Here is a 19,342-nt window from a genome sequence, read left to right as displayed (position 1 = left end):
GCGATCATTTTTGCTGCCGGGTCAGACGGAGAAATCCACCCTCATCTGGGTGTCGGGCGTGCGTGGATGAGGCGAGGTCATGATGTGCTCTTCATTACTACTTCAAACTATGCCATGATGGCCCGTGAGTGTGGCTTTCAGGTCCTCAGTTTTTTAGATGAAGGAGAAAAAGAGCAATTCCTTAAACAAACGAGTGGAATTAACTACTATGCGAAAGTAAGAAGTTATGGTGAGTTCCTAGCAAAAAAAGTCAAAGAAGTGTGTGCTCTTGCTGCGCACCATTTGGACAATCAGAGTATTCTGGTCGCTCCGCCTTTTTTCTATGCAATGGCGCGCTTATTGCACGAACGATATGGCACACCCTATTTATCGACTGTTTTAGTTCCTGCTCATCTCTATTCTTTAAAGCAGCCACCCCTTTTTCAATCTATGCAGTGGTTTTCCGCCATGCCTTTTCCTTTACGAAAGGTGGTATTTCGCTGTGCGGAAAGTCTGGTACTCGATCCGGTATGTCAAAGACTGCTGGGGCAGACATGTAAGGACATGAAACTGGAGAAGCCGTCCAGGGTCCTCAGCAATTGGTGGTATTCGCCTCAAAAGATCGTTGCTTTGTTTTACGGCTGGTTTTCTCCGGCTTGCGAAGACTGGCCACGCAATGTAGTTTGCACTGGGTTTCCCATGTATGATGCAAACAAAAACCAAGGGTTAAGCGATGGGTTGCTAAGGTTTCTGGAGACAGGCGATCCTCCGGTTGTATTTAATCCCGGAACGGAAACACAGGACCCGCGGGCTTTCTTCGCATCCGCATTGGAAATTTGCCAAGCATTGAAGATGCGGGCGGTTTTCCTGACGCGGTTTGTAGAACAGCTGCCACCCTTACCTGAAACGGTATGGCCGGAAGCCTATACGTCATTGCCGCTCCTGTTGCCCCGCGCAAAGGCGGTGGTGCATCATGGCGGAATCGGCACCATTGCGCTGGCTTTGCAGGCGGGCATTCCGCAACTTGTTCTTCCCACATGGACAGACCAGCTCGACAATGGAAAACGTATGGAACGGTTGGGATGTGGTCTGGTGCATCGTGGGGCCAGAAATACCGGGAAACTGATTGAGGAAATGCGATATCTATTGCATTCTCCCGATATCAGGAAATCGTGTCAGGCAAAGAAATCTCTTATTCGTCCAGGTACAGAGATTTGTGATGAAGTTGCTGCGCTGATGGAGGAAACGTTGTTGTCCAGCTTGCAGGAAAAGATGGAGTCCGTTTCGATGAGCAAAGAATGACGAAATGATGCCGAGAGCCTGTATTTCTTTGTCAAAGTGCTGGAGTGCGAATTACCTTCCCAGATTTGCGGGCACCGGACCGGCAGATTTACGGACCACGAGAACAGGCTGCACAACATACTCAGCTCCCTCCCAGTTTTCTGTCTGATAGGTATTGAACAAAGCACGAAATGCAAGCCTGGCAATTTCCTGACGCGAAAGGCGGACGGTGGTCAGCGCTGGCTGCGTGAAGGAACATAATTCAATGTCATCAAAGCCAATCAAGGATATGTCCTGCGGAATGCGCAGACCATGCTCAAAGATGGCCCCCATGGCGCCAATGGCTGTAAGGTCATTGGATGCGATGACTGCAGTCGGGCGTGCTCCCAGATTCAGAAGCCGACGCATGGCTTCATGGCCCCCATCCGTACGATGGTTTCCCTGTTCAATATAGCGGGCATCCATCGAAATGCCTTTGCGTCTGAGGATATTCAAAAAGGCGCGCTTCCGGATACGTGCCGAAGAAAGAGACGGAGGTCCTGCGATAAACGCAATCGCTGTGTGGCCCAACCCTATCAGGTACTCGACGGCTGCATCAATTCCAGCCGCATAATTCACTCGGATATTGCTGATGCCTTTTTGGGCGGATGCTGTATCAAGAAAGGCCAGCGGAATGTTTCTGTGACTAAATTCTTCGATGAGATGTTTGTCCATTTCCGAGGTCATGATGGCGACCCCGTCCACCTTGCGCTGAAGCATCCGCCCGACACAGATTTCGGTGCGGTGCGGATCGTAATCCGTATTAGCGACCAGAACTTCCTGCCCATGCTGCACGGCAATGTCTTCAAAGCTCTTTACCAGTTCCGGGAAAAAAGGGTTGGTTATATCAGAAATGATAAGTCCGTACAGGCTGCTGCGGCCGGAGCCGAGGGCGCGCGCATTCGTGTTGGGATAATAGCGCAGCGCTTCTATGGCTTTGCGCACGCGGGCCGCCGTTTCCGGCGTGACTTTGTTGGAACCGTTGATCGTGCGGGAAACTGTGGCTGTTGAGACTTTAGCCAGCCTGGCAACTTCTTTAATATTCATGCAGCTCCTGGTACCGGGCGCGGAATAATGGCAGTCATTTGTATGGAAATATTGTGCTTCCTTTCTACTGCCTTTTCAGCCTCAGGAGCAATAGCAAAAAAAGACGGCGCTTGGATGCGCCGCCTTTTTTCTGCCGTCATGCTAGGCCTTGCTTATCACGCGGGCGACAGTTTCACCAATTGCCGCTGGGCTTTCAACGACGTGAATGCCTGCTGCCTTCAGCGCCTTCATTTTCTCCGACGCCGTTCCTTGTCCGCCGGAGATAATGGCTCCGGCATGGCCCATGCGGCGTCCTGGAGGGGCGGTCTGTCCGGCGATGAAGCCTACAACGGGCTTTTTCACATGCTGCTTGACGTATTCAGCAGCTGTTTCTTCCGCTGTTCCGCCGATTTCGCCGATCAGGATGATGGCTTCCGTCTCGGGGTCTTCATTGAGCAGCTTCAAGGCGTCCACGTGCGTGGTGCCGATGATCGGATCACCGCCAATACCAATGGCAGTGGACTGGCCGATGCCGCGCTGCGTGAGCTGATAAACAGCCTCATAAGTCAGCGTTCCAGAGCGGGAGACGATGCCGACACTGCCTTCTTTGTGAATGCGCCCCGGCATGATGCCAATCTTGGCCTTGCCAGGCGAGATGACGCCCGGGCAATTCGGCCCAACCAGCCGTGACTTCGAGTTCCGGAGCACGCTCCAGACTTTTACCATGTCGTTGACCGGGATGCCTTCTGTGATGCAGATGATGAGCGGAATGCCGGCGTCATTTGCTTCAAGGATTGCGTCAGCAGCGAACGGCGGTGGCACGAAAATCACAGTCGCATTCGCGCCGGTTTCTGCAACTGCCTTCTCCACCGTGTCAAAGACCGGCCAACCTTCGTGGATGGTGCCGCCCTTGCCGGGCGTTACACCGCCGACAACGTTGGTCCCATACTCGGCACAACCTTTTGCATGAAACGTTCCCTCTTTGCCCGTGATGCCCTGCACAATGAGGCGAGTGTTCTTGTCTACTAAAACAGCCATCGTTAGTTGCCTCCTTTCGCAGCGGCCACCACCATCTCTGCCGCTTCCTTCATCGTTGTGCCCACGGAAAACTTCAGCCCGGATTCTTGGAGTATCTTGCGGCCTTCATCTACGTTTGTTCCTTCAAGCCGCAGGACGATGGGCAGCGTCACGTTCAACTTCTTTGCCGCTGCGACAACGGCAGTGGCCAGAACGTCCACGCGCAGGATGCCGCCGAAAATATTGATGAAGATGGCCTTTACGTTCTTGTCAGAAAGCAGGATGCCAAAGGCGGCCTCAATCTGCTGCTGGTTCGCACCGCCGCCCACATCGAGGAAGTTGGCGGGGGAGCCACCGGCATACTTGATGATATCCATCGTCGCCATAGCCAGGCCCGCTCCGTTCACCATGCAGGCAATATTGCCGTCGAGGCGGATGTAATTGAGCGCATACTTGGATGCTTCGACTTCGAGAGGATCTTCTTCGGCAATATCGCGCAATTCCTTCAATTCTTTGTGGCGGAACATGGCGTTGTCATCGAAGTTGATCTTGCAGTCCAAAGCGAAGAGCTTACCGTCTTTTGTCGTGATAAAGGGATTGATTTCAAGCAGCGAAGCATCGGTGTCCACATAAGCCTGATACAGGCCCATCATGAACTTCACGGCTTCGTTGATCTGCGCCGGCTTCAACCCCAGAGCAAAGGCAAGCTGGCGCGCCTGATAGGGCTGGAAGCCAACAGCCGGGTCAATATATGCCTTATGGATGGCAGTCGGGTCTTTCGCGGCCACTTCCTCGATTTCCATACCCCCTGCCTGCGAGGCCATAAAGACCAATTTCGCGGCAGCGCGGTCGAGCACGATGCCCAGGTAGAGCTCGCGGTCAATTGCCGCTGTTTCTTCAATCAGAAGACGCTGCACCTTTTGTCCCTGGGGGCCGGTTTGGTGCGTAACCAGTTGCATTCCCAGAATCTGCTTGGCATACTGTTCGGCCTCTTCCAGGTTTTTCGCAACTTTCACGCCACCGCCCTTTCCGCGGCCTCCGGCGTGGATCTGCGCCTTGACTACGACGCCGTTGGCCCCGCCGGAAAAGAGTTTTTTGGCCACGTCCAGCGCTTCATCGAGCGTGTTGGCCATCTCACCCCGGGGGACGGCAACTCCGTACCTGGCCAGGATGTCCTTTGCCTGATATTCATGGATTTTCATAGCTTGTCTTGATAGCTTGCAGGCCGCACTTTCACCTGTTGCGCAAGTACGATTGCGCTGTTTCAGATGAAATGACGGCTAACCTTTTATAGTACAGGGGTTACCGGCCGGTTGTCAGGTTGTCAGAGGGAAACCATTGGTCCAACGCCAGCTGAATCGTTCTTATCGTTTCTCAGGCGGCTGCGTTTTCTTGCGAGGCTTTACGGCAGGTCCGGATTTTGAAGCTGCTTTTGTAAATCCTGGTTTTCTATCAACTTTCGGATGTACTGCCCTCCGCAGCTCTTCCACTTCCTTTTGTGACAATTCCCGTATCTTCCCGGGAGCAATGTCCAACACCAACGGCCCATATTCTACGCGGCGGATCTTCTCCACGTGATGCCCAATCTCCTCGAACATCTTGCGGATCTCGCGATTACGGCCCTCAATGAGTGTCATTTCGTACCAGGGGTTCTCCCCATCGCGGACAAGCCTGATTTCTGCCGGGGCCGTCATGACCCGCCCCTGCTTTGATCCCGGTTTGCCGCGTTCGATCATGATTCCTGATCGCAACTGGTTCAGGGCCGATTCAGCTGGCTTTCCGCTCACTTTCACCAGATATGTTTTTCTGACCTTCGAAGCGGCGCGCGTCAGGACATTGGCCAGTTCTCCGTCATTGGTAAGCAGCAGAAGTCCCTCGCTGTTGTAGTCCAGGCGGCCTACCGGATACACGCGCGTTCCCACGCCCTTAACGAACTCCATCACCGTAGGGCGGCCTTCCGGATCACTGACGGTCGTAACGAAGCCCTTCGGCTTGTTCAATAAGTAATAGCGGTGCTTTTGCGCGCCTTGCAGCAGTTTTCCGTCTATGCGAATGTGGTCGCGTTCCGGATCAGCTTTTGTGCCTAGTTCAGTGACGATCTGGCCGTTGACCTGCACGCGACCAGCAAGAATCAGCTCCTCGGCCTTGCGACGCGAGGTAATTCCAGCGTCCGCGATGATCTTTTGCAGACGAAGAGGTGTGCTCATGGCTGGTGCACTTCCTCCGGGCCTTGTGACGGAGCCATTTCCCCGATCTGAGATGCATCGGAAGCAGCTTCCAGCGCGTCTTCCTCATCGCGCTCAGGCTCAACCGCCACCCCGGGGACATCCTCTTCTTCATCTTCAGATTCGTCCGTCACCTCAATGGCAGGCCCAGTGCTGGTTTCTTCGCCGCTTTCCAGAATGCCCTCCGAGTTGGGCATTCCAGCGGTCTTTCGTTCAAAAGGAAGCTCTCCTGGTTCGGCCAACTCACCGGCAGCCATCTTTTCAAACTCTTCCATGGAAGGCAGCTCGTTCAAGTCTTTCAGACCAAAGCGGAGCAGAAACTCTTTGGTTGTTTTGTAAAGAATCGGGCGTCCGATGACCTGCTTGCGTCCCGCCGTGGTCACCAGCTTGCGACTCATGAGTGAGCCGATGACACCTGCCGAGTCCACGCCGCGGATTTCGCTTACCTCAGGCGCCGTGATGGGCTGCTTATAGGCAATCACAGCAAGTGTTTCCAAGGCCTGAAGCGACAGCTTCATTGGCGGCTTCAGGCTTTTTACAAATGCACGCACCGCATCGTGATATTCCGGTTTGGTGGCGACGCGGTAGCCGCCGGCGATCTCGCGAATTTCCATGCCGCGGTCGTTGTTCGCGTAATCCGAGATAAGCTCAGCGATCATACGCCGGATTTCCTCACGGACCTCGCGGTCACGCTGGCGGGCGGCCTTTTTTTCGTCCTCAATGAAGGAGGCAGGCAGTTCGCTCTGCTGCTCTGCGGCAATGGACGCCTCCTCCACGGTCAGTGGAGCAGCTTCTTCTACCGGGACCACGGATGCATCCGCCTCGGTTTCACCGGTTGCCGACAAGGCTTCCCGCTGGCGCTTCTCTTCAAGCGCCTCCTCTGCGAACAGGCCTGCGAGCTGGGCCAGGGTCACCGGCTCTTCAGCCGCATAGATGACTGCTTCGATCTTTGCTTTCAGACTCATGCTAGGGTCAGCTTTCTTAGATAGTACCGAAGCAGGGCCTGTTTCGTCAGATGGAAGAGCGAAACCTGTGCGGATCCTGAAAAAATGTGTCAGTACAAAAGGCCGTATTCCTCTTCTACGGCTTTTTATTGGATGAACTGCCGTAGCGCCCAGAAGAGGCATCCGGCCAGCAGGGCTGCCGCCGGCAGAGTAAAGACCCATGCCAGAGCGATGTTTCGAATGGTGGAAAGCTGCAGGCCGCTGCCATTGGCCATCATGGTTCCTGCTACTCCAGAGGAAAGCACATGAGTGGTGGAAACAGGCATCTTGAACTGGTCGGCAGCGATGATGGTGGCCGCCGCGATGATCTCAGCCGAAGCTCCCTGGGCATAGGTCAGGTGCTCTTTGCCGATTTTTTCGCCGACGGTCACGACAATGCGCTTCCAGCCGACCATAGTGCCAAGTCCCAGAGCAAGCGCTACGGCCACTTTTACCCAGCTCGGAATAAACTTCGTCGAAGTATCCAGGTGTTTTTTGTAGTTGTTGATGATGGCGGATTCCTGCGCGGTAAAGTTTGGTTGGCCGCTCTTTGCCATCAGACGCAGTGCCTCACTTTCCACATACATGTCGTTCCGCACGTTTTGCTGCTGGTTCGCAGGGACCCTGGCCAGTGTTTTGTAAAGCTCGACTTCGTGCGAGATATCAATCGCAAGCTGCCGGGCAGCCAGAGGCGTATTAGCGGTGTATTCTTTGGTCCGGATGTATTCGGTCAGGTCGGTGCGGGCATCACCCATAACGGCATCCGGCGAAACATAATGGCCCAGTACACTGGCTGCCTGGTCTGAGACAGCAGCGAAATCCTGTACCTGATTGAAGCCTACCGCATGGTTCAGCGCGTAGGCCGTGGGCACCACGCCGATGAGGATGAGCATAATCAGCCCCATGCCCTTCTGCCCGTCATTGGACCCGTGGCCGAAGCTCACGCCCGTGCAGGTCAGGATGAGCAGTGCCCGGATCCAGAACGGCGGCGGTGCATCACCTTTCGGTGATTCATACAGGGCCTTGTCCTTAATGACAAACTTGAGCACCAACAGCAACAGCGCCGCACCGACAAATCCAACCAGCGGCGAAATCAGCAATACGCGAAAGACATTCGAGACCTGCGCCCAATCCACTCCACTCGTGCCGTTGCGGCCGTTCATTAACTGATTTGCAATACCTACGCCAATAATGGAGCCAATGAGAGTATGCGAACTGGAGGCCGGAAGACCCAGCGCCCATGTTCCCAGGTTCCAGAGAATCGCGGCAATCAGCAGGGCGAAGACCATGGCGAAGCCTGCACCGCGTCCTACCTGAAGAATGAGCTCGACGGGCAGGAGCGAAAGAATCGAGAAGGCCACGCCACCAGAAGAAGTCAGCACGCCAATCAGATTCCACATCCCAGACCAGACAACAGCCACATGTGGCTCCAGCGAATGTGTATAGATGACAGTGGCGACGGCATTGGCTGTGTCATGAAATCCGTTTACGAATTCAAAGCCCAAGGCGATGAGCAGCGCCACGCCCAACAGGACATAGGGCCAGATGGTTACGATATGGACGCCGGAGATGTCATTGGCTAGATGGAATCCGGTGTAGCCGATTCCAGCAACCAGAACTCCACCAAAAATCAGCGAGCCAATCAGGCCTGGCGACTTCTTCAGCTTGCGATCGAGAAGAGTGCCTTGCGTTGTGGGCAGTCCGGGGGAAAGAACAGCAGAAGTGGCTTCATCCATAGGTCATCGGCTCCAAGAGGGCGTGTGTGAAAGCACACTAACAGGGCCGATCGACGCGAAGTGTAAAAATTCAACAGAAAACTTTGTGAATTTTTGATGAATCAAGGATGATGTGCAAACAGCTTTTTACCATACAAGGTCCGCAATGGCCTTGCGGTGACGCTTACGGCTACAGGTCTGACTCATCTCCTGTACGAGGTTCAAAGTCCTCACAAAACCAATTCAGCCCGCACTGTGCCTGCTCCTCAGCCCCTGCCGAGAAGCCTACCGCCTCAGAAACTCGTTGTTCTATTCATGCCATCTTCTGTGAAACCCACATCACAACAAATGGACTTTATGTCCAGTCGTCGCGCATCTGGTTCATGCGTTCGGTCATGACTTGCTCGAAGTCAGCGTGTTTTTTGATGAATATGTCGCTGAAGATGCGGTCCTGGCGCAATAGGATGGCCTGCAAACGCACCAATTCCAGCAGGGCTAGGAAGAGCGCAATCAGCGTGCGTTCGGACTTTGCATTGGCCAACAGCCTGCGTAAAGAAACCGGTTTGTCCTCAGTAATGAGTCGTCTCCGAACATAATCAATCATCTGCCCGACGGTGACCGTGTCTTCTTCCACGTCGAGAACAGGCCGCTGGCGCATCCGCTCAAGAATTTCACGGAAAACCCGCGCCAGGTCGAGCGTATCGGCGGCGATTTCAGGTTCCGTGCCTTCGTCGTCGCGGAAGTCTTTTAGCGTCGGGTTGGTCCAGGTGGACTCTTCGATGAGCTGCTTTTGAAAGAGCATTTGCGCAGCGTTTTTAAATCGCTCGTGTTCGAGCAGCCGCTCGACCAGCTCACGCCGCGGGTCTTCCGGCTCGCCTTCGGCTGTTTCAACGGGCGAGCGCGGCAGCAGCATCTTGCTCTTAATGTGGATAAGAAGCGCCGCCATGTAGATGAACTCGCCTGCCGCATCGACATCGGTCGCTTTCAGGTGTTCGACATAGGAAAGAAATTGTGCTGTGATCTTCGCAATGGGAATGTCGTAAATATCAATGTCCTGTTTGCGGATGAGGTCCAGCAACAGGTCAAGCGGGCCATCGTAAACCTTACCCACAGTGACAGAAAAAGGAAAAGCGCTGTCTTCCTTCTGGTCTTTCTTCGAAGCCGTCTCTTTGATGGCAGGGCTTTTCTGACGAAAAGATGGAAGGCTCGCAGGAGCATCCTCTGGCAACGAATTTTGTTTAACTTCATCCATTACCGTACTGCCTTATCCACCAGGTTCTCCGCCAATCCCATCGCCATACGCACTTCCTGCATCGTCTGTTCGGCTCGGGAAGAGGCTTTCTTTGCCCCTGCGTTGAGGACCTCCTGCACTCGCACCAGGTCCTGCTCGTATTTGCTGCGCCGCTCCTGAATGGGAGCAAGCTCGCGCACAATGGAATCGGCCACCCATCCCTTGCATTCAATGCAACCGATACCAGCCGAGGTGCAGCCAGCATACACTTTTGTGATGGTTTCCGGATCAGAAAACACTTTGTGTAAGTCCCCAACCGGGCATACATCAGGATTTCCAGGGTCTGTTCGCCGAACGCGCGCCGGGTCTGTGACCATGGGCTTGATTTTCTGGCGAACTACCGGTTCGGGGTCGGTAAGCAGAATCGTATTTCCATAGCTCTTCGACATCTTGCGGCCGTCGGTCCCCGGTAGTTTGGGAGACGGAGTCAGCAAGACCTGTGGTTCTGGAAGGATCTCTGTACCTGTGTGTTTTGACTGATAAAACTGGTTAAATCTTCTGGCCACTTCGCGCGTCAGTTCAACGTGAGCCACTTGGTCCTGACCGACAGGAACATAGTCGGGCTGATAAATCAGAATATCTGCTGCCTGCAGAAGCGGGTAGCCGAGAAATCCATAGGTGGAAAGGTCTTTTCCGCTGATATTTTCCTGCTGCTCTTTGTAGGTGGGGACCCGCTCAAGCCAGCCCAGAGGTGTAATCATCGAAAAGAGAAGATGTAACTCTGCGTGTTGCTTGACGTGGCTTTGCACAAACAAGACGCATTTTTCTGGATCCAGCCCAGCGGCGAGAAAATCCAGGGCCACGTCCAGAGTGTTTTGCCTTACCTGGGAGGGGTCAGCATAGTCAGTCGTGAGAGCGTGCCAGTCAGCAATAAAAAAGTAGCAATCGTATTTGTTCTGGAGATCCACCCAGTTTCTGAGCGCTCCCATGTAATTGCCCAGATGCAGTTTTCCAGTGGGGCGCATGCCGCTCAGCACGCGCCTTTTTAGAGCAGATGAGGAGTTCGACACTGTGTCCTTCGCGTAAGGAAATTGCTTGTCTTATTGTACGGGAGTTATAGCGCCAGCAGGACCCGGTTAAAAGCATAGAGGGCCGGACTGACGATGGCATTGACGACCGGTCCACCAAAAAACAGGATCAAGACCAGACTAATCATGCCAAGCGAATCATAAACTCGCAGTGCGCTGTAAGGCAGCATGTGGCGCAGGATATGGGAACCATCGAGAGGCGGCAGTGGAAGCAGGTTAAATGCTGCCAGAAAGAGGTTCAGTAAAATGCCGAGATAAAGCAGCACCACCAAAGGTGCAATGATGGGGCTGGCGGCCATCAAGTCCTGGGATGGAGCGCCGAACATGACCAATTGCTTAATCATTAGGTTTCCAATGACGGTCGTCCGGGCGATCACCGCGAGTAGAAGTAGGGACACGACGGCTGCCAGAACATTGCTGACCGGTCCGGCCAGCGTGCTCAGAATATCGTCCCGCACGATGTTCTTGAAGTTTCGTGTGGTCACCGGAGTGGGTTTGGCCCATCCAAAGAGAAATCCACGCGAAAGGAAGAGCATGGCCAGAGGAATCAGGATGGTTCCCAGAAGGTCGATATGTTTCGCAGGGTTTAAGGTGACACGCCCCAGCATCCGTGCCGTCGGGTCGCCCAATCGGGCTGCCATCCAGGCATGCGCCGCCTCGTGGAGGCTTAGAGCAAACAGCAGCACCACAAATTCAAAAATCTTTAGAACAATCTCTTGCTGGCTCATGGAATCACTTCGATGGTATCAGGGTGATGTACGCAGGGCGAGCCCCCTTACAGATGCCAGCGAATCGTTTGAGACTACCGACGGCACCAGTCTGACCTGCTGCCCCTGCTCTTCCTCCCCGCATGGGGGCCTTAATGCCCATAAAACAGGCTGTACATGAGTACTGCCAGCACCAGGAGACTGACAGCTGTGTAAAACCAGTCCCGCTCAAGGGAAAAGCCAGCCGCTGCAAAAATGACACGCGCAATTGGGGTGGCAATCAGCAGGAGCAGGCCAAGCTGGATGATGGCATTGCTGTTGCCTGATGGCAGCTGCCTCAGGATGCCCGAGGGGCTCCGCAGAGCAGGTGACACGCTATGAAAGCTGGCGTAATTCGGGCGTGGGCCATGGGACTGATGCAGATAGAGCACCCCTCCGATTGCAACAACCAGCGCAGCCAGAATGACGCCGATGCGCAACAGATGACCAATCATGAGTTCCATTTTTTCGTCGTTCACAGGCGCCCCGTCATGCTGTTGTAAATCATCTCGATTCCAAGTAACACAATGACGACTGCAAAAATAAGACGCAGGGTCCGTACTTTTGCTTTTACCAGAAGGCGTGAGCCGGTAAGAGATCCGAGTAATACGCCCAGCATGACCGGCATTGCCAAGCCAGGGGAAATATACCCACGGCTAAGGTAGACACCGGCGCTGGCGGCAGCCGTCACTCCGATCATGAAGTTGCTCGTTGTGGTTGAGACCTTGAAAGGCAATCGCATGGCCTGGTCCATGGCCAGTACTTTGACCGCGCCGGAGCCGATGCCAAGCAAGCCGGAAAGCGTTCCCGCCAGAAACATCAGACTAAATCCTGCCGGAACATGCTGCGCCACATATAACTCTTCACCTTCTGGGCCTGGGTAACTCCCTTTCAACCTCAACTTGAGTGCCAGAGCATTGGGTTCTTGCTTTGCCCCATCCCCATGGGGCCGGAACGAGGCATACGCCGAATACAAAAGTACAAGGCCAAAGACAACCCCAATTGCATGCGTGGAGACAATCGCTGTCAGATACGCACCGAGAAGCGCGCCGAGCGTCGTAGCAATTTCCAGGAACATCCCGATGCGGACGTTGGAAAACCCCTCGCGCACATAAGCAGCGGCCGCTCCAGAAGATGTGGCAATCACAGATACCAGAGATGCGCCAATCGCATAGCGAATATCCACGTGGAAGAGCAGTGTAAGGACGGGGACGACAACTACGCCGCCGCCGAGTCCGGTGAGGGCACCCAAAAGGCCAGCCAGGACGGAGCTAAGAAAAATCCATGCGGAAAATTCCGTTGTGTTCATAAAGGACGGTTCAGAATATCTGTTGCTCCCTCTTTAGGATAGCGGCTGCGTCTGGAGACAGGGAAAGCACCCCGTCATCGAGCTTTGCGGTCGTTCCACAGGACAAGAGCATCTGCGTCGCCTGTGTCTTCCGCACCAGTGAACGCTGTCCCAGATTCACCACTACTTCAATACTCCCTCTTTCCATGACCAGCCATTTTCCTTCTTCGCTGAACTCCACTTTTACGTGGTCCAGAGTGCCTTCCGTAAGGTCAGGATGCGCTTTGCGTATGGCGACCAGGTTTTTGTACCAATCCAGCATTTGTGAATGCGGCGGGTTGGCCTGTTCCTCCCAGCAAAGCTTTGAGCGAAGGAAAGTCTGCTCGTCCTGAGGATCGGGAACGTCCTCCGGCTTCCAGCCAAAGGCGGCAAATTCGCGTCGACGGCCTTCGGAAACCAGCCGGCCCAGCTCCGGTTCATGGTCTGTGAAATATTGAAAGGGAGAAGAGCAGGCCCATTCCTCACCCTGAAAAATCATGGGGACAAAGGGCGCTGTGAAGACAAGCGCAGCGGCGATTTTCGCCCGGTCCATGCTGGCAATGTGGCAGAGCCGGTCTCCTTGCGCGCGATTGCCCACCTGGTCGTGGTTTTGCGCATACCCTAGAAAACGCCACGCCGGCAAGCCCTCTACCGGGCGTCCGTGTGTTCTATCCCGAAATCCCGAATAAATGCCATCGTAGACAAACACGGATTTGAGCGATTTTGCCAGGTCTGCCATCTTCCCAAAATCGGCATAGTAGCCGCTGCGGTCTCCGGTGAGCAAAGCGAAAATGGCATGGTGAAAATCGTCGCTCCACTGGGCATCCAGACCGTAACCTCCGGCTTCCGGCGCACGCACCAAGCGCGGATCATTCAGGTCGCTTTCGGCAATGACGACGTATTGTTTGCCTGTTCGCGCTTCCAGCGCCCGGACTTCTCCGGCCAGCTGCTCCATAAAGTGAATCGCCGAGCGGTCCATATAAGCGTGGACAGCGTCCAAGCGGAGACCATCGAAATGGTAATCGCGCAACCACATCAGGGCGTTCTCGCAAAAAAAACGCCGTACCTCGTGACTTCCCGCATCTTCAAGATTGACAGCATCGCCCCAAGGCGTGTGATGCAGGGTCGTAAAATAGGGGCCGAAAAGCCCGAGATAATTGCCTGAAGGGCCAAGATGGTTGTAGACCACATCAAGTAAAACGGCCAGGCCATGTTCATGGCATGCATTGACAAAGCGCTTCAGCGCTTCTGGACCGCCATAGACTTGCTGCGGAGCAAACAGATCTACGCCGTCATAACCCCAGCCGCGCTTGCCGGGAAAGGAAGCGACAGGCATCAACTCTACATGGGTAATGCCCAGTTCTCGAAGGTAGGAGAGTTTGGTTCGTGCTGCATCGAATGTGCCTTCCGGGGTGAAGGTCCCAATGTGCAGCTCATACACGATGGCACTCGAAAGCGGCGGCGATTGCCAGTGGCCGTCCGTCCAGTGAAATGCTGCGTGGTCCAGTATCCGCGATGGACCATGCACTCCTTGTGGTTGCCAGGCAGAACGCGGATCCGGCAACGCAGGCCCGGATCCATTCAGGACAAACGCATAATCGGTCCCCGCTGCTGCCTGGGAAACTTCCAGCTCCCACCAGCCGCCGGTGCTTTTCTGCATGGAATGGAGCCGGTCTGCAATCTTCAGGTCAACAGTGCTGGCTTTTGGCGCCCAAACTCTGAATCGATGCATTTCTTTTCCTTACACCATATCTGATGCAAAGTACTGCGACAGTTTTACTTGCAGACTTTTCCACAGCCTGTTTCCAAATTCTCGTTGACATTTATCGCAATATGCAATATATATATTGCATATTGCGATATGACGCTCGGTGAAAAAATCCGTTATCTGCGCGAAGTCGAAGGAAACCTGCGCGGCCTGAACCGTGCCCTGACGCAGCAGGAAGTCGTCAAGGCCATCCGCTCGGAACTGAAAGCGACGATGAGCCAGTCGTATCTTTCGCAGATTGAAAGCGGCGCGCGGCCTCACCTGACGAACACCACGCGGCAACTGCTGGCGAAGTTCTTCAAGGTGCATCCCGGATATCTGGTGGATGATCCGGAGGGTTATCATCCTGAGCTGTTGAGCGACGCGCGCACGTTGGAAGACAAGCTGGATTTGTGGCTGGTGAGCGGCGCCGAGCGATTTCGACGCGATCCCGCACTGCGTCAGGCATTGTTGACGCTGGCGCGCCATAAGGAGACGCGACGCTGTCTGCTGCTGCTGGAAGAGATCATAGAAACGCCTGGCTTGGTCGAGCGGCTGCTGGAAGTGCTGCGTCCCGCACAGAATGGGCAGACGGCAAAGCGGCGGTCTGCAAAGGAGATTCAAAAATGACGTGGGAGGGATTTTATCTGTTTTGCTTTGCATTCGGGTTGTGCCTGAGCGCGATTGCATTTGTGGGGGGCTTCTCGCACTTCCACCTGGGCCACCTGCATCTGCATCACGCTGGCGCGGGACGTGCGCAGGGAGTAAATGGGCACTCCATCACCCCTGTGAATGGCTTCACGCTCATGATCTTTCTGTGCTGGTTTGGAGGGACCGGATATCTGCTGGAGCACTATGGCGGTTTCGTCGTACCCGTCGTGCTGGTGCTTTCCACGCTGGCTGGTGTCATGGGAGCAACGGCCATTTTCTGGTTTCTGGTGCATGTGCTGTTACCCCACGACCGTGCACTGACGGCAGAGGAAACTGCGACTACGGGCATGTTGGCCCGCGTGAGTGCTGCGATCCGCGACCACGGGACGGGGGAGATTTTGTTTACGCAGAACGGCAGCCGCAAGTTCGCAGCAGCACGCAGTGAAAATGGACTGCCGATACCGCGCGATACAGAGGTTGTGGTGATGCGCTATGAGCAAGGCGTCGCCTGGGTGCGTCGCTGGGATGAAATTGCCAGTGAGGTGAAGTAGTCCCGGGCAGGCGCGTAACGATGTCCTTCAAAACAGTCTTCCCGGTGAGAAAGGACCGGGATTACGATGACGAACACAATAATCGTAGTTGTTGGCTTATGTCTTCTTGCCTTCATGATTTTGGTTGGTCTCTTGGCAAAGATGTTTCGCAAAGCGGGCCCCAATGAGGCCCTCATCGTCTACGGCTTTCGTGGACCACGGGTCATTAAGGGCCATGGCACGGTCATCTTTCCTATGGTGGAAAGCTGCCGCGAGCTTTCGTTGGAGCTCATGTCTTTCGATGTCGCGCCGCAGCAGGACCTTTATACAAAACAGGGCGTGGCCGTAACGGTGGAAGCAGTAGCGCAGATCAAAGTACGTTCTGATCAGGAATCCATTCTGACTGCTGCTGAACAATTCCTCACCAAGACGCCTCCGCAGCGTGAAGGACTCATTCGCTTGGTGATGGAGGGCCATCTACGCGGCATTATCGGTCAGCTTACCGTGGAGCAGATTGTGAAAGAGCCAGAGATGGTCTCTGATCGTATGCGGTCTACGTGTGCCGATGATATGAGCAAGATGGGACTTGAGGTTGTATCGTTCACGATCAAAGAAGTCCGCGACAAGAATGAATACATCACCAATATGGGACGTCCTGATATTGTGCGCATTAAGCGTGATGCGGATGTGGCCGCGGCCGAAGCCGAGCGTGACACCGCAATCCGCCGAGCGAATGCGCAGCGTGAAGCCGCTGTAGCAAAGGCCGCAGCCGACCAGGAGCGGGTGATTGCCGAAACCGCATCGCTTGCCCGGCAGGCTGAGGCGCAGCGCGACCTCGACATTCAAAAAGCGCAGTTTGCTGAACAGAGCCGCAAACAACAGGCGCAGGCCGACAAGGCTTATGAATTGCAAACCAATGTCATGCAGCAACAGGTAGTTGCCGAGCAGGTGAAGGTCCAGCAGATAGAGAAAGAACAGCAGATCAAGGTGCAGGAAGCCGAGATTGTGCGTCATGAGAAAGAGCTGATCGCTACCGTGCTAAAACAGGCAGAGATTGAACGCCAGCGTGTGGAAAATCTGGCAGCGGCAGAAAAAGCTCGGTTGATGATTGAAGCTGAAGGACACGCTGCAGCCATTCGTGCGCAAGGCGAAGCTGAGGCTGCGATCATTTTCCAGAAAGGCGAAGCTGAGGCAAAGGCCATGAACGTAAAGGCAGAGGCCTATCAGGAATGGAACCAGGCCGCGGTAGTAGACCGCCTGATTAGCAATATGGCTGAGGTTGTGCGGGCCATGTCGGAGCCGTTGTCCAAGGTAGACAAGATCACTGTAGTCTCAACCGGCAGTGATGGTGCGGCGGGGGTCAACAAGCTCACTGGCGACATCGCAAAAATTGCCGCCCAGGTTCCGGCCCTCTTTGAGGCGCTTTCCGGAATGGATATGCGCGAACTGATGAACAATGTGAAGACGATGCGGGCACGCCCAAATGGCGAGTCTACTCTGTCAGGCAAACCACTGTAACTGGATTGGGCCTTCTGCCTCGTCTGGCTGCTTTTGAAGAAGGAGGAAGACATGGCACTACTGGAGCGCGTTGCCGCCCTGTTGCGTGCGAACATTAACGACCTAATGGACAAGGCAGAAGACCCGGAAAAGATGATGAAGCAACTTGTCCTTGATATGGAGAACCAGCTTCTCCAGGTAAAAACGCAGGTGGCGATCGCCATCGCTGACCAGCATCTTTTGGAAAAGAAGAAAAAAGAGCACGAAGATGAAGCGGCCGAGTGGCACAAAAAAGCTGAGCTGGCGGTCGCTAAGGAGAAGGACGACCTGGCCCGCGCCGCACTCGAACGGGCCTTGACACATGAACATATGGCGTCAGGCTTTGCACAACAGATTGAAGATCAGGCGGCGGAGGCCGACTCTCTGCGTTCTGCTCTGCGTAAATTAGAGCAAAAGCTTGCCGAAACGCGCAGCCGTTGTGAGATGCTGATTGCGCAACATCGCCGCGCTCGCGTAGTCAACCGGGCAAATCAGGTGCGGCAGAAGATGGATGCAGCCGGCAACAGCGCCAGCATGGATCGCATGAAGCTTCGTGTGATGGAAACAGATTCAGAAAACGCTGCGATGCAGGATTTACTCAAAGAGGATTCATTGGAAAGCAATTTTGCAGCATTAGAGAGGGAAGACCGCATCGAACAATTACTGCGCGAATTGAAAGAGCGGCAAAGCAAGACGGCCTGATTTTGCGTATCACCGAGGAGCACTGTACCTTTATTTCGAGACTATGAATCACTCTCATGGCTTTGACCTTCAGGCGTCTGCACGGCTTTCCATGACAGACCACGGATTCAACGCTGGTTTTCCTCAGGCCGTAAAAGATGAAGTGGCCGCAATCCTGGAGCATCCACTTGCTGTAGATGGCTTTGACGGTGTGCGCGACATGCGTGATCTGCCGTGGTCTTCTATTGACAACGACACTTCACGCGACCTGGACCAGATAGAAGTCATCGCAGCAATGAATGACGGCGCTGTTCGCGTGCGTGTGGGCATTGCAGATGTAGACGCTTATGTGCCGAAAGGTTCTGCGATTGACAGATTTGCCAGGAACCAAACCACAACGGTTTACGCTGGTGTTCACAATTTCTCTATGCTCCCTGAGGAGTTGTCTACGGGGCTTACATCGCTGCTCGAAAACGAAGATCGGCTCAGCGTTGTTTATGAGTTTGTTGTGGACGCACAGGGATGCGTGATCTCTAGTGCCCTCTATCGGGCCACGGTCAAAAACAAGGCACAACTGGCATATCCATCTGTGGGTGCATGGCTCGAAACCGGAAAAAACCCTCCAGAGAAAGTTGGCGATTCACACGAGATTGCAAAACAGTTACAGATCCAAAATCATGTTGCGCAGCTTTTGCGAAGTCAGCGATATAGGCGAGGAGCTTTGAACCTCCAGACAATTGAGACGAACCCGCTCATGCGCGATGGCGAGCCCGTTGAAATTCAGATGCATTTGAGGAATCCGGCCACTGATCTGATTGAAGATTTCATGATTGCTGCCAATGAAGTTGTCGCCACCAGCCTGGACAAGGCAAAGTTTTCTTCCATTCGGCGTGTTGTGAAAACACCGAAACGCTGGGACCGTATTGTTGAACTGGCCGCCCGGTATGGAACAAAGCTGCCAGAAACTCCTGATCCTAAGCCGCTGCATGATTTTCTTTGTGAACGGCAAAACGCGGATCCGGACCATTTCCCGGACCTCTCTTTGGCCGTGGTCAAGCTGCTCGGTTCGGGAGAATATGTTCTGGAACGTGCGGGAGAGGCGGCCGAGGGGCACTTCGGTCTGGCAGTGCAGGACTATACCCACTCTACAGCTCCCAATCGACGCTATGCCGATCTGGTCACACAACGGCTGGTCAAAGCAATGCTGGCGAAGCAGAAGTCGCCATATTCAGATGAGGAGCTCGCTGCCATAGCGCAGCAGTGCACTCGTCAGGAAGACGCGGCCCGAAAAGTAGAGCGCGAAATGCGCAAACGGATTGCAGCCGTGGTGATGCATGACCGTATCGGACAACAATTTACAGCGATTGTGACTGGTGTAAACGAGCATGGGACTTTTGTGCGAACGAAATCGCCACATGTGGAGGGAATGCTGGTGCGCGGCGCAAAAGGCGTGGACGTAGGCGACAGGATCCAAGTTACCTTGACCCATACTGACCCTGAACGCGGATATGTGGATTTTACTCGCAGCTAGAATGCAGAC

General features: G+C 54.4%; 19 protein-coding genes. 6 read left to right on the top strand and 13 right to left on the bottom strand.

Annotated features, from left to right (window positions below; all coding sequences use genetic code 11):
* Positions 1–84 precede the first annotated feature (84 nt).
* Positions 85–1,281: a glycosyltransferase gene (locus N655_RS0115830; RefSeq protein WP_162173568.1), complete on the top strand. Its 1,197-nt coding sequence runs from the start codon at positions 85–87 to the stop codon at positions 1,279–1,281.
* Positions 1,282–1,332: 51 nt separating this feature from the next.
* On the opposite strand, the gene N655_RS0115825 is transcribed toward N655_RS0115830, so the two are convergent.
* The 13 genes from N655_RS0115825 to treZ all read right to left on the bottom strand — a co-directional run bounded on the left by N655_RS0115825 (position 1,333) and on the right by treZ (position 14,389).
* Positions 1,333–2,346 carry a LacI family DNA-binding transcriptional regulator gene (locus N655_RS0115825; protein ID WP_026443768.1) on the bottom strand — a complete coding sequence of 338 codons (1,014 nt, stop codon included), beginning with the start codon at positions 2,344–2,346 and terminating at the stop codon, positions 1,333–1,335.
* On the bottom strand, positions 2,343–2,486 hold the full coding sequence (locus tag N655_RS20640) for a hypothetical protein (RefSeq protein WP_155987627.1): 144 nt from the start codon (positions 2,484–2,486) through the stop codon (positions 2,343–2,345). Before N655_RS20640 ends, N655_RS0115825 begins: the two co-directional genes overlap by 4 nt.
* A gap of 1 nt (position 2,487) precedes the next feature.
* Positions 2,488–3,363 (bottom strand): succinate--CoA ligase subunit alpha, encoded by an 876-nt coding sequence (gene sucD / locus N655_RS0115815; RefSeq protein WP_026443767.1) that lies wholly within the window; start codon positions 3,361–3,363, stop codon positions 2,488–2,490.
* 2 nt (positions 3,364–3,365) lie between these two features.
* Entirely contained in the window at positions 3,366–4,544 is a 1,179-nt protein-coding gene (sucC, locus tag N655_RS0115810; protein WP_026443766.1) for an ADP-forming succinate--CoA ligase subunit beta, read from the bottom strand.
* A 162-nt stretch (positions 4,545–4,706) separates the two neighbouring features.
* Complete coding sequence (locus tag N655_RS0115805) at positions 4,707–5,549, bottom strand: pseudouridine synthase (protein ID WP_026443765.1); 843 nt, start codon at positions 5,547–5,549, stop codon at positions 4,707–4,709.
* Positions 5,546–6,532, bottom strand: coding sequence for an SMC-Scp complex subunit ScpB (gene scpB, locus N655_RS19450; RefSeq protein WP_044934898.1), 987 nt, complete (start codon positions 6,530–6,532; stop codon positions 5,546–5,548). The genes N655_RS0115805 and scpB overlap by 4 nt, the downstream gene beginning before the upstream one ends.
* Before the next feature lie 125 nt (positions 6,533–6,657).
* Complete coding sequence (locus N655_RS0115795) at positions 6,658–8,286, bottom strand: inorganic phosphate transporter (RefSeq protein WP_026443764.1); 1,629 nt, start codon at positions 8,284–8,286, stop codon at positions 6,658–6,660.
* 334 nt (positions 8,287–8,620) lie between these two features.
* Entirely contained in the window at positions 8,621–9,517 is an 897-nt protein-coding gene (locus N655_RS19445; RefSeq protein WP_081823755.1) for a segregation and condensation protein A, read from the bottom strand.
* A complete protein-coding gene (gene trpS / locus N655_RS0115785; protein WP_026443763.1) occupies positions 9,517–10,566 on the bottom strand; it encodes a tryptophan--tRNA ligase in 1,050 nt (349 codons plus the stop codon). Before trpS ends, N655_RS19445 begins: the two co-directional genes overlap by 1 nt.
* A gap of 44 nt (positions 10,567–10,610) precedes the next feature.
* The gene (locus N655_RS0115780; protein ID WP_026443762.1) at positions 10,611–11,312 is read right to left on the bottom strand and encodes a site-2 protease family protein; all 702 of its coding nucleotides are present in this window, start codon (positions 11,310–11,312) and stop codon (positions 10,611–10,613) included.
* Between the two features lie 131 nt (positions 11,313–11,443).
* Positions 11,444–11,809 carry a DUF1634 domain-containing protein gene (locus N655_RS0115775; RefSeq protein WP_026443761.1) on the bottom strand — a complete coding sequence of 122 codons (366 nt, stop codon included), beginning with the start codon at positions 11,807–11,809 and terminating at the stop codon, positions 11,444–11,446.
* Positions 11,806–12,639, bottom strand: coding sequence for a sulfite exporter TauE/SafE family protein (locus tag N655_RS0115770; protein WP_026443760.1), 834 nt, complete (start codon positions 12,637–12,639; stop codon positions 11,806–11,808). The genes N655_RS0115775 and N655_RS0115770 overlap by 4 nt, the downstream gene beginning before the upstream one ends.
* Positions 12,640–12,649: 10 nt before the next feature.
* On the bottom strand, positions 12,650–14,389 hold the full coding sequence (treZ, locus tag N655_RS0115765; RefSeq protein ID WP_026443759.1) for a malto-oligosyltrehalose trehalohydrolase: 1,740 nt from the start codon (positions 14,387–14,389) through the stop codon (positions 12,650–12,652).
* A 129-nt stretch (positions 14,390–14,518) separates the two neighbouring features.
* Between treZ and N655_RS19440 the strand changes: the two genes are divergently transcribed.
* From N655_RS19440 to N655_RS0115740, 5 genes are all read left to right on the top strand, one after another.
* Positions 14,519–15,034, top strand: a complete 516-nt coding sequence (locus N655_RS19440) for a helix-turn-helix domain-containing protein (RefSeq protein ID WP_044934896.1) — start codon at positions 14,519–14,521, stop codon at positions 15,032–15,034.
* Positions 15,031–15,606: an NfeD family membrane protein gene (locus N655_RS0115755; protein WP_026443758.1), complete on the top strand. Its 576-nt coding sequence runs from the start codon at positions 15,031–15,033 to the stop codon at positions 15,604–15,606. Before N655_RS19440 ends, N655_RS0115755 begins: the two co-directional genes overlap by 4 nt.
* A 66-nt stretch (positions 15,607–15,672) precedes the next feature.
* Positions 15,673–17,103 carry a flotillin family protein gene (locus N655_RS0115750; RefSeq protein WP_026443757.1) on the top strand — a complete coding sequence of 477 codons (1,431 nt, stop codon included), beginning with the start codon at positions 15,673–15,675 and terminating at the stop codon, positions 17,101–17,103.
* A gap of 51 nt (positions 17,104–17,154) precedes the next feature.
* Positions 17,155–17,823: a PspA/IM30 family protein gene (locus N655_RS0115745; RefSeq protein WP_026443756.1), complete on the top strand. Its 669-nt coding sequence runs from the start codon at positions 17,155–17,157 to the stop codon at positions 17,821–17,823.
* Positions 17,824–17,866: 43 nt separating this feature from the next.
* Positions 17,867–19,333: an RNB domain-containing ribonuclease gene (locus N655_RS0115740; RefSeq protein WP_026443755.1), complete on the top strand. Its 1,467-nt coding sequence runs from the start codon at positions 17,867–17,869 to the stop codon at positions 19,331–19,333.
* Positions 19,334–19,342 lie beyond the last annotated feature (9 nt).

It is taken from the genome of Pseudacidobacterium ailaaui (genome assembly GCF_000688455.1).
GTDB lineage: Bacteria > Acidobacteriota > Terriglobia > Terriglobales > Acidobacteriaceae > Pseudacidobacterium > Pseudacidobacterium ailaaui.
The sequence above is the reverse complement of the archived record's forward strand: the minus strand, read 5'-3'. Positions and strand labels throughout refer to the sequence as shown.

Coding starts and splice junctions, on each gene's coding strand:
- N655_RS0115825 (WP_026443768.1), bottom strand. CDS start 2,346: ATGAATATTAAAGAAGTTGCCAGGCTGGCTAAAGTCTCAACAGCCACA.
- N655_RS20640 (WP_155987627.1), bottom strand. CDS start 2,486: ATGACGGCAGAAAAAAGGCGGCGCATCCAAGCGCCGTCTTTTTTTGCT.
- sucD (WP_026443767.1), bottom strand. CDS start 3,363: ATGGCTGTTTTAGTAGACAAGAACACTCGCCTCATTGTGCAGGGCATC.
- sucC (WP_026443766.1), bottom strand. CDS start 4,544: ATGAAAATCCATGAATATCAGGCAAAGGACATCCTGGCCAGGTACGGA.
- N655_RS0115805 (WP_026443765.1), bottom strand. CDS start 5,549: ATGAGCACACCTCTTCGTCTGCAAAAGATCATCGCGGACGCTGGAATT.
- scpB (WP_044934898.1), bottom strand. CDS start 6,532: ATGAGTCTGAAAGCAAAGATCGAAGCAGTCATCTATGCGGCTGAAGAG.
- N655_RS0115795 (WP_026443764.1), bottom strand. CDS start 8,286: ATGGATGAAGCCACTTCTGCTGTTCTTTCCCCCGGACTGCCCACAACG.
- N655_RS19445 (WP_081823755.1), bottom strand. CDS start 9,517: ATGGATGAAGTTAAACAAAATTCGTTGCCAGAGGATGCTCCTGCGAGC.
- N655_RS0115780 (WP_026443762.1), bottom strand. CDS start 11,312: ATGAGCCAGCAAGAGATTGTTCTAAAGATTTTTGAATTTGTGGTGCTG.
- N655_RS0115770 (WP_026443760.1), bottom strand. CDS start 12,639: ATGAACACAACGGAATTTTCCGCATGGATTTTTCTTAGCTCCGTCCTG.
- treZ (WP_026443759.1), bottom strand. CDS start 14,389: ATGCATCGATTCAGAGTTTGGGCGCCAAAAGCCAGCACTGTTGACCTG.
- N655_RS19440 (WP_044934896.1), top strand. CDS start 14,519: ATGACGCTCGGTGAAAAAATCCGTTATCTGCGCGAAGTCGAAGGAAAC.
- N655_RS0115755 (WP_026443758.1), top strand. CDS start 15,031: ATGACGTGGGAGGGATTTTATCTGTTTTGCTTTGCATTCGGGTTGTGC.
- N655_RS0115750 (WP_026443757.1), top strand. CDS start 15,673: ATGACGAACACAATAATCGTAGTTGTTGGCTTATGTCTTCTTGCCTTC.
- N655_RS0115745 (WP_026443756.1), top strand. CDS start 17,155: ATGGCACTACTGGAGCGCGTTGCCGCCCTGTTGCGTGCGAACATTAAC.
- N655_RS0115740 (WP_026443755.1), top strand. CDS start 17,867: ATGAATCACTCTCATGGCTTTGACCTTCAGGCGTCTGCACGGCTTTCC.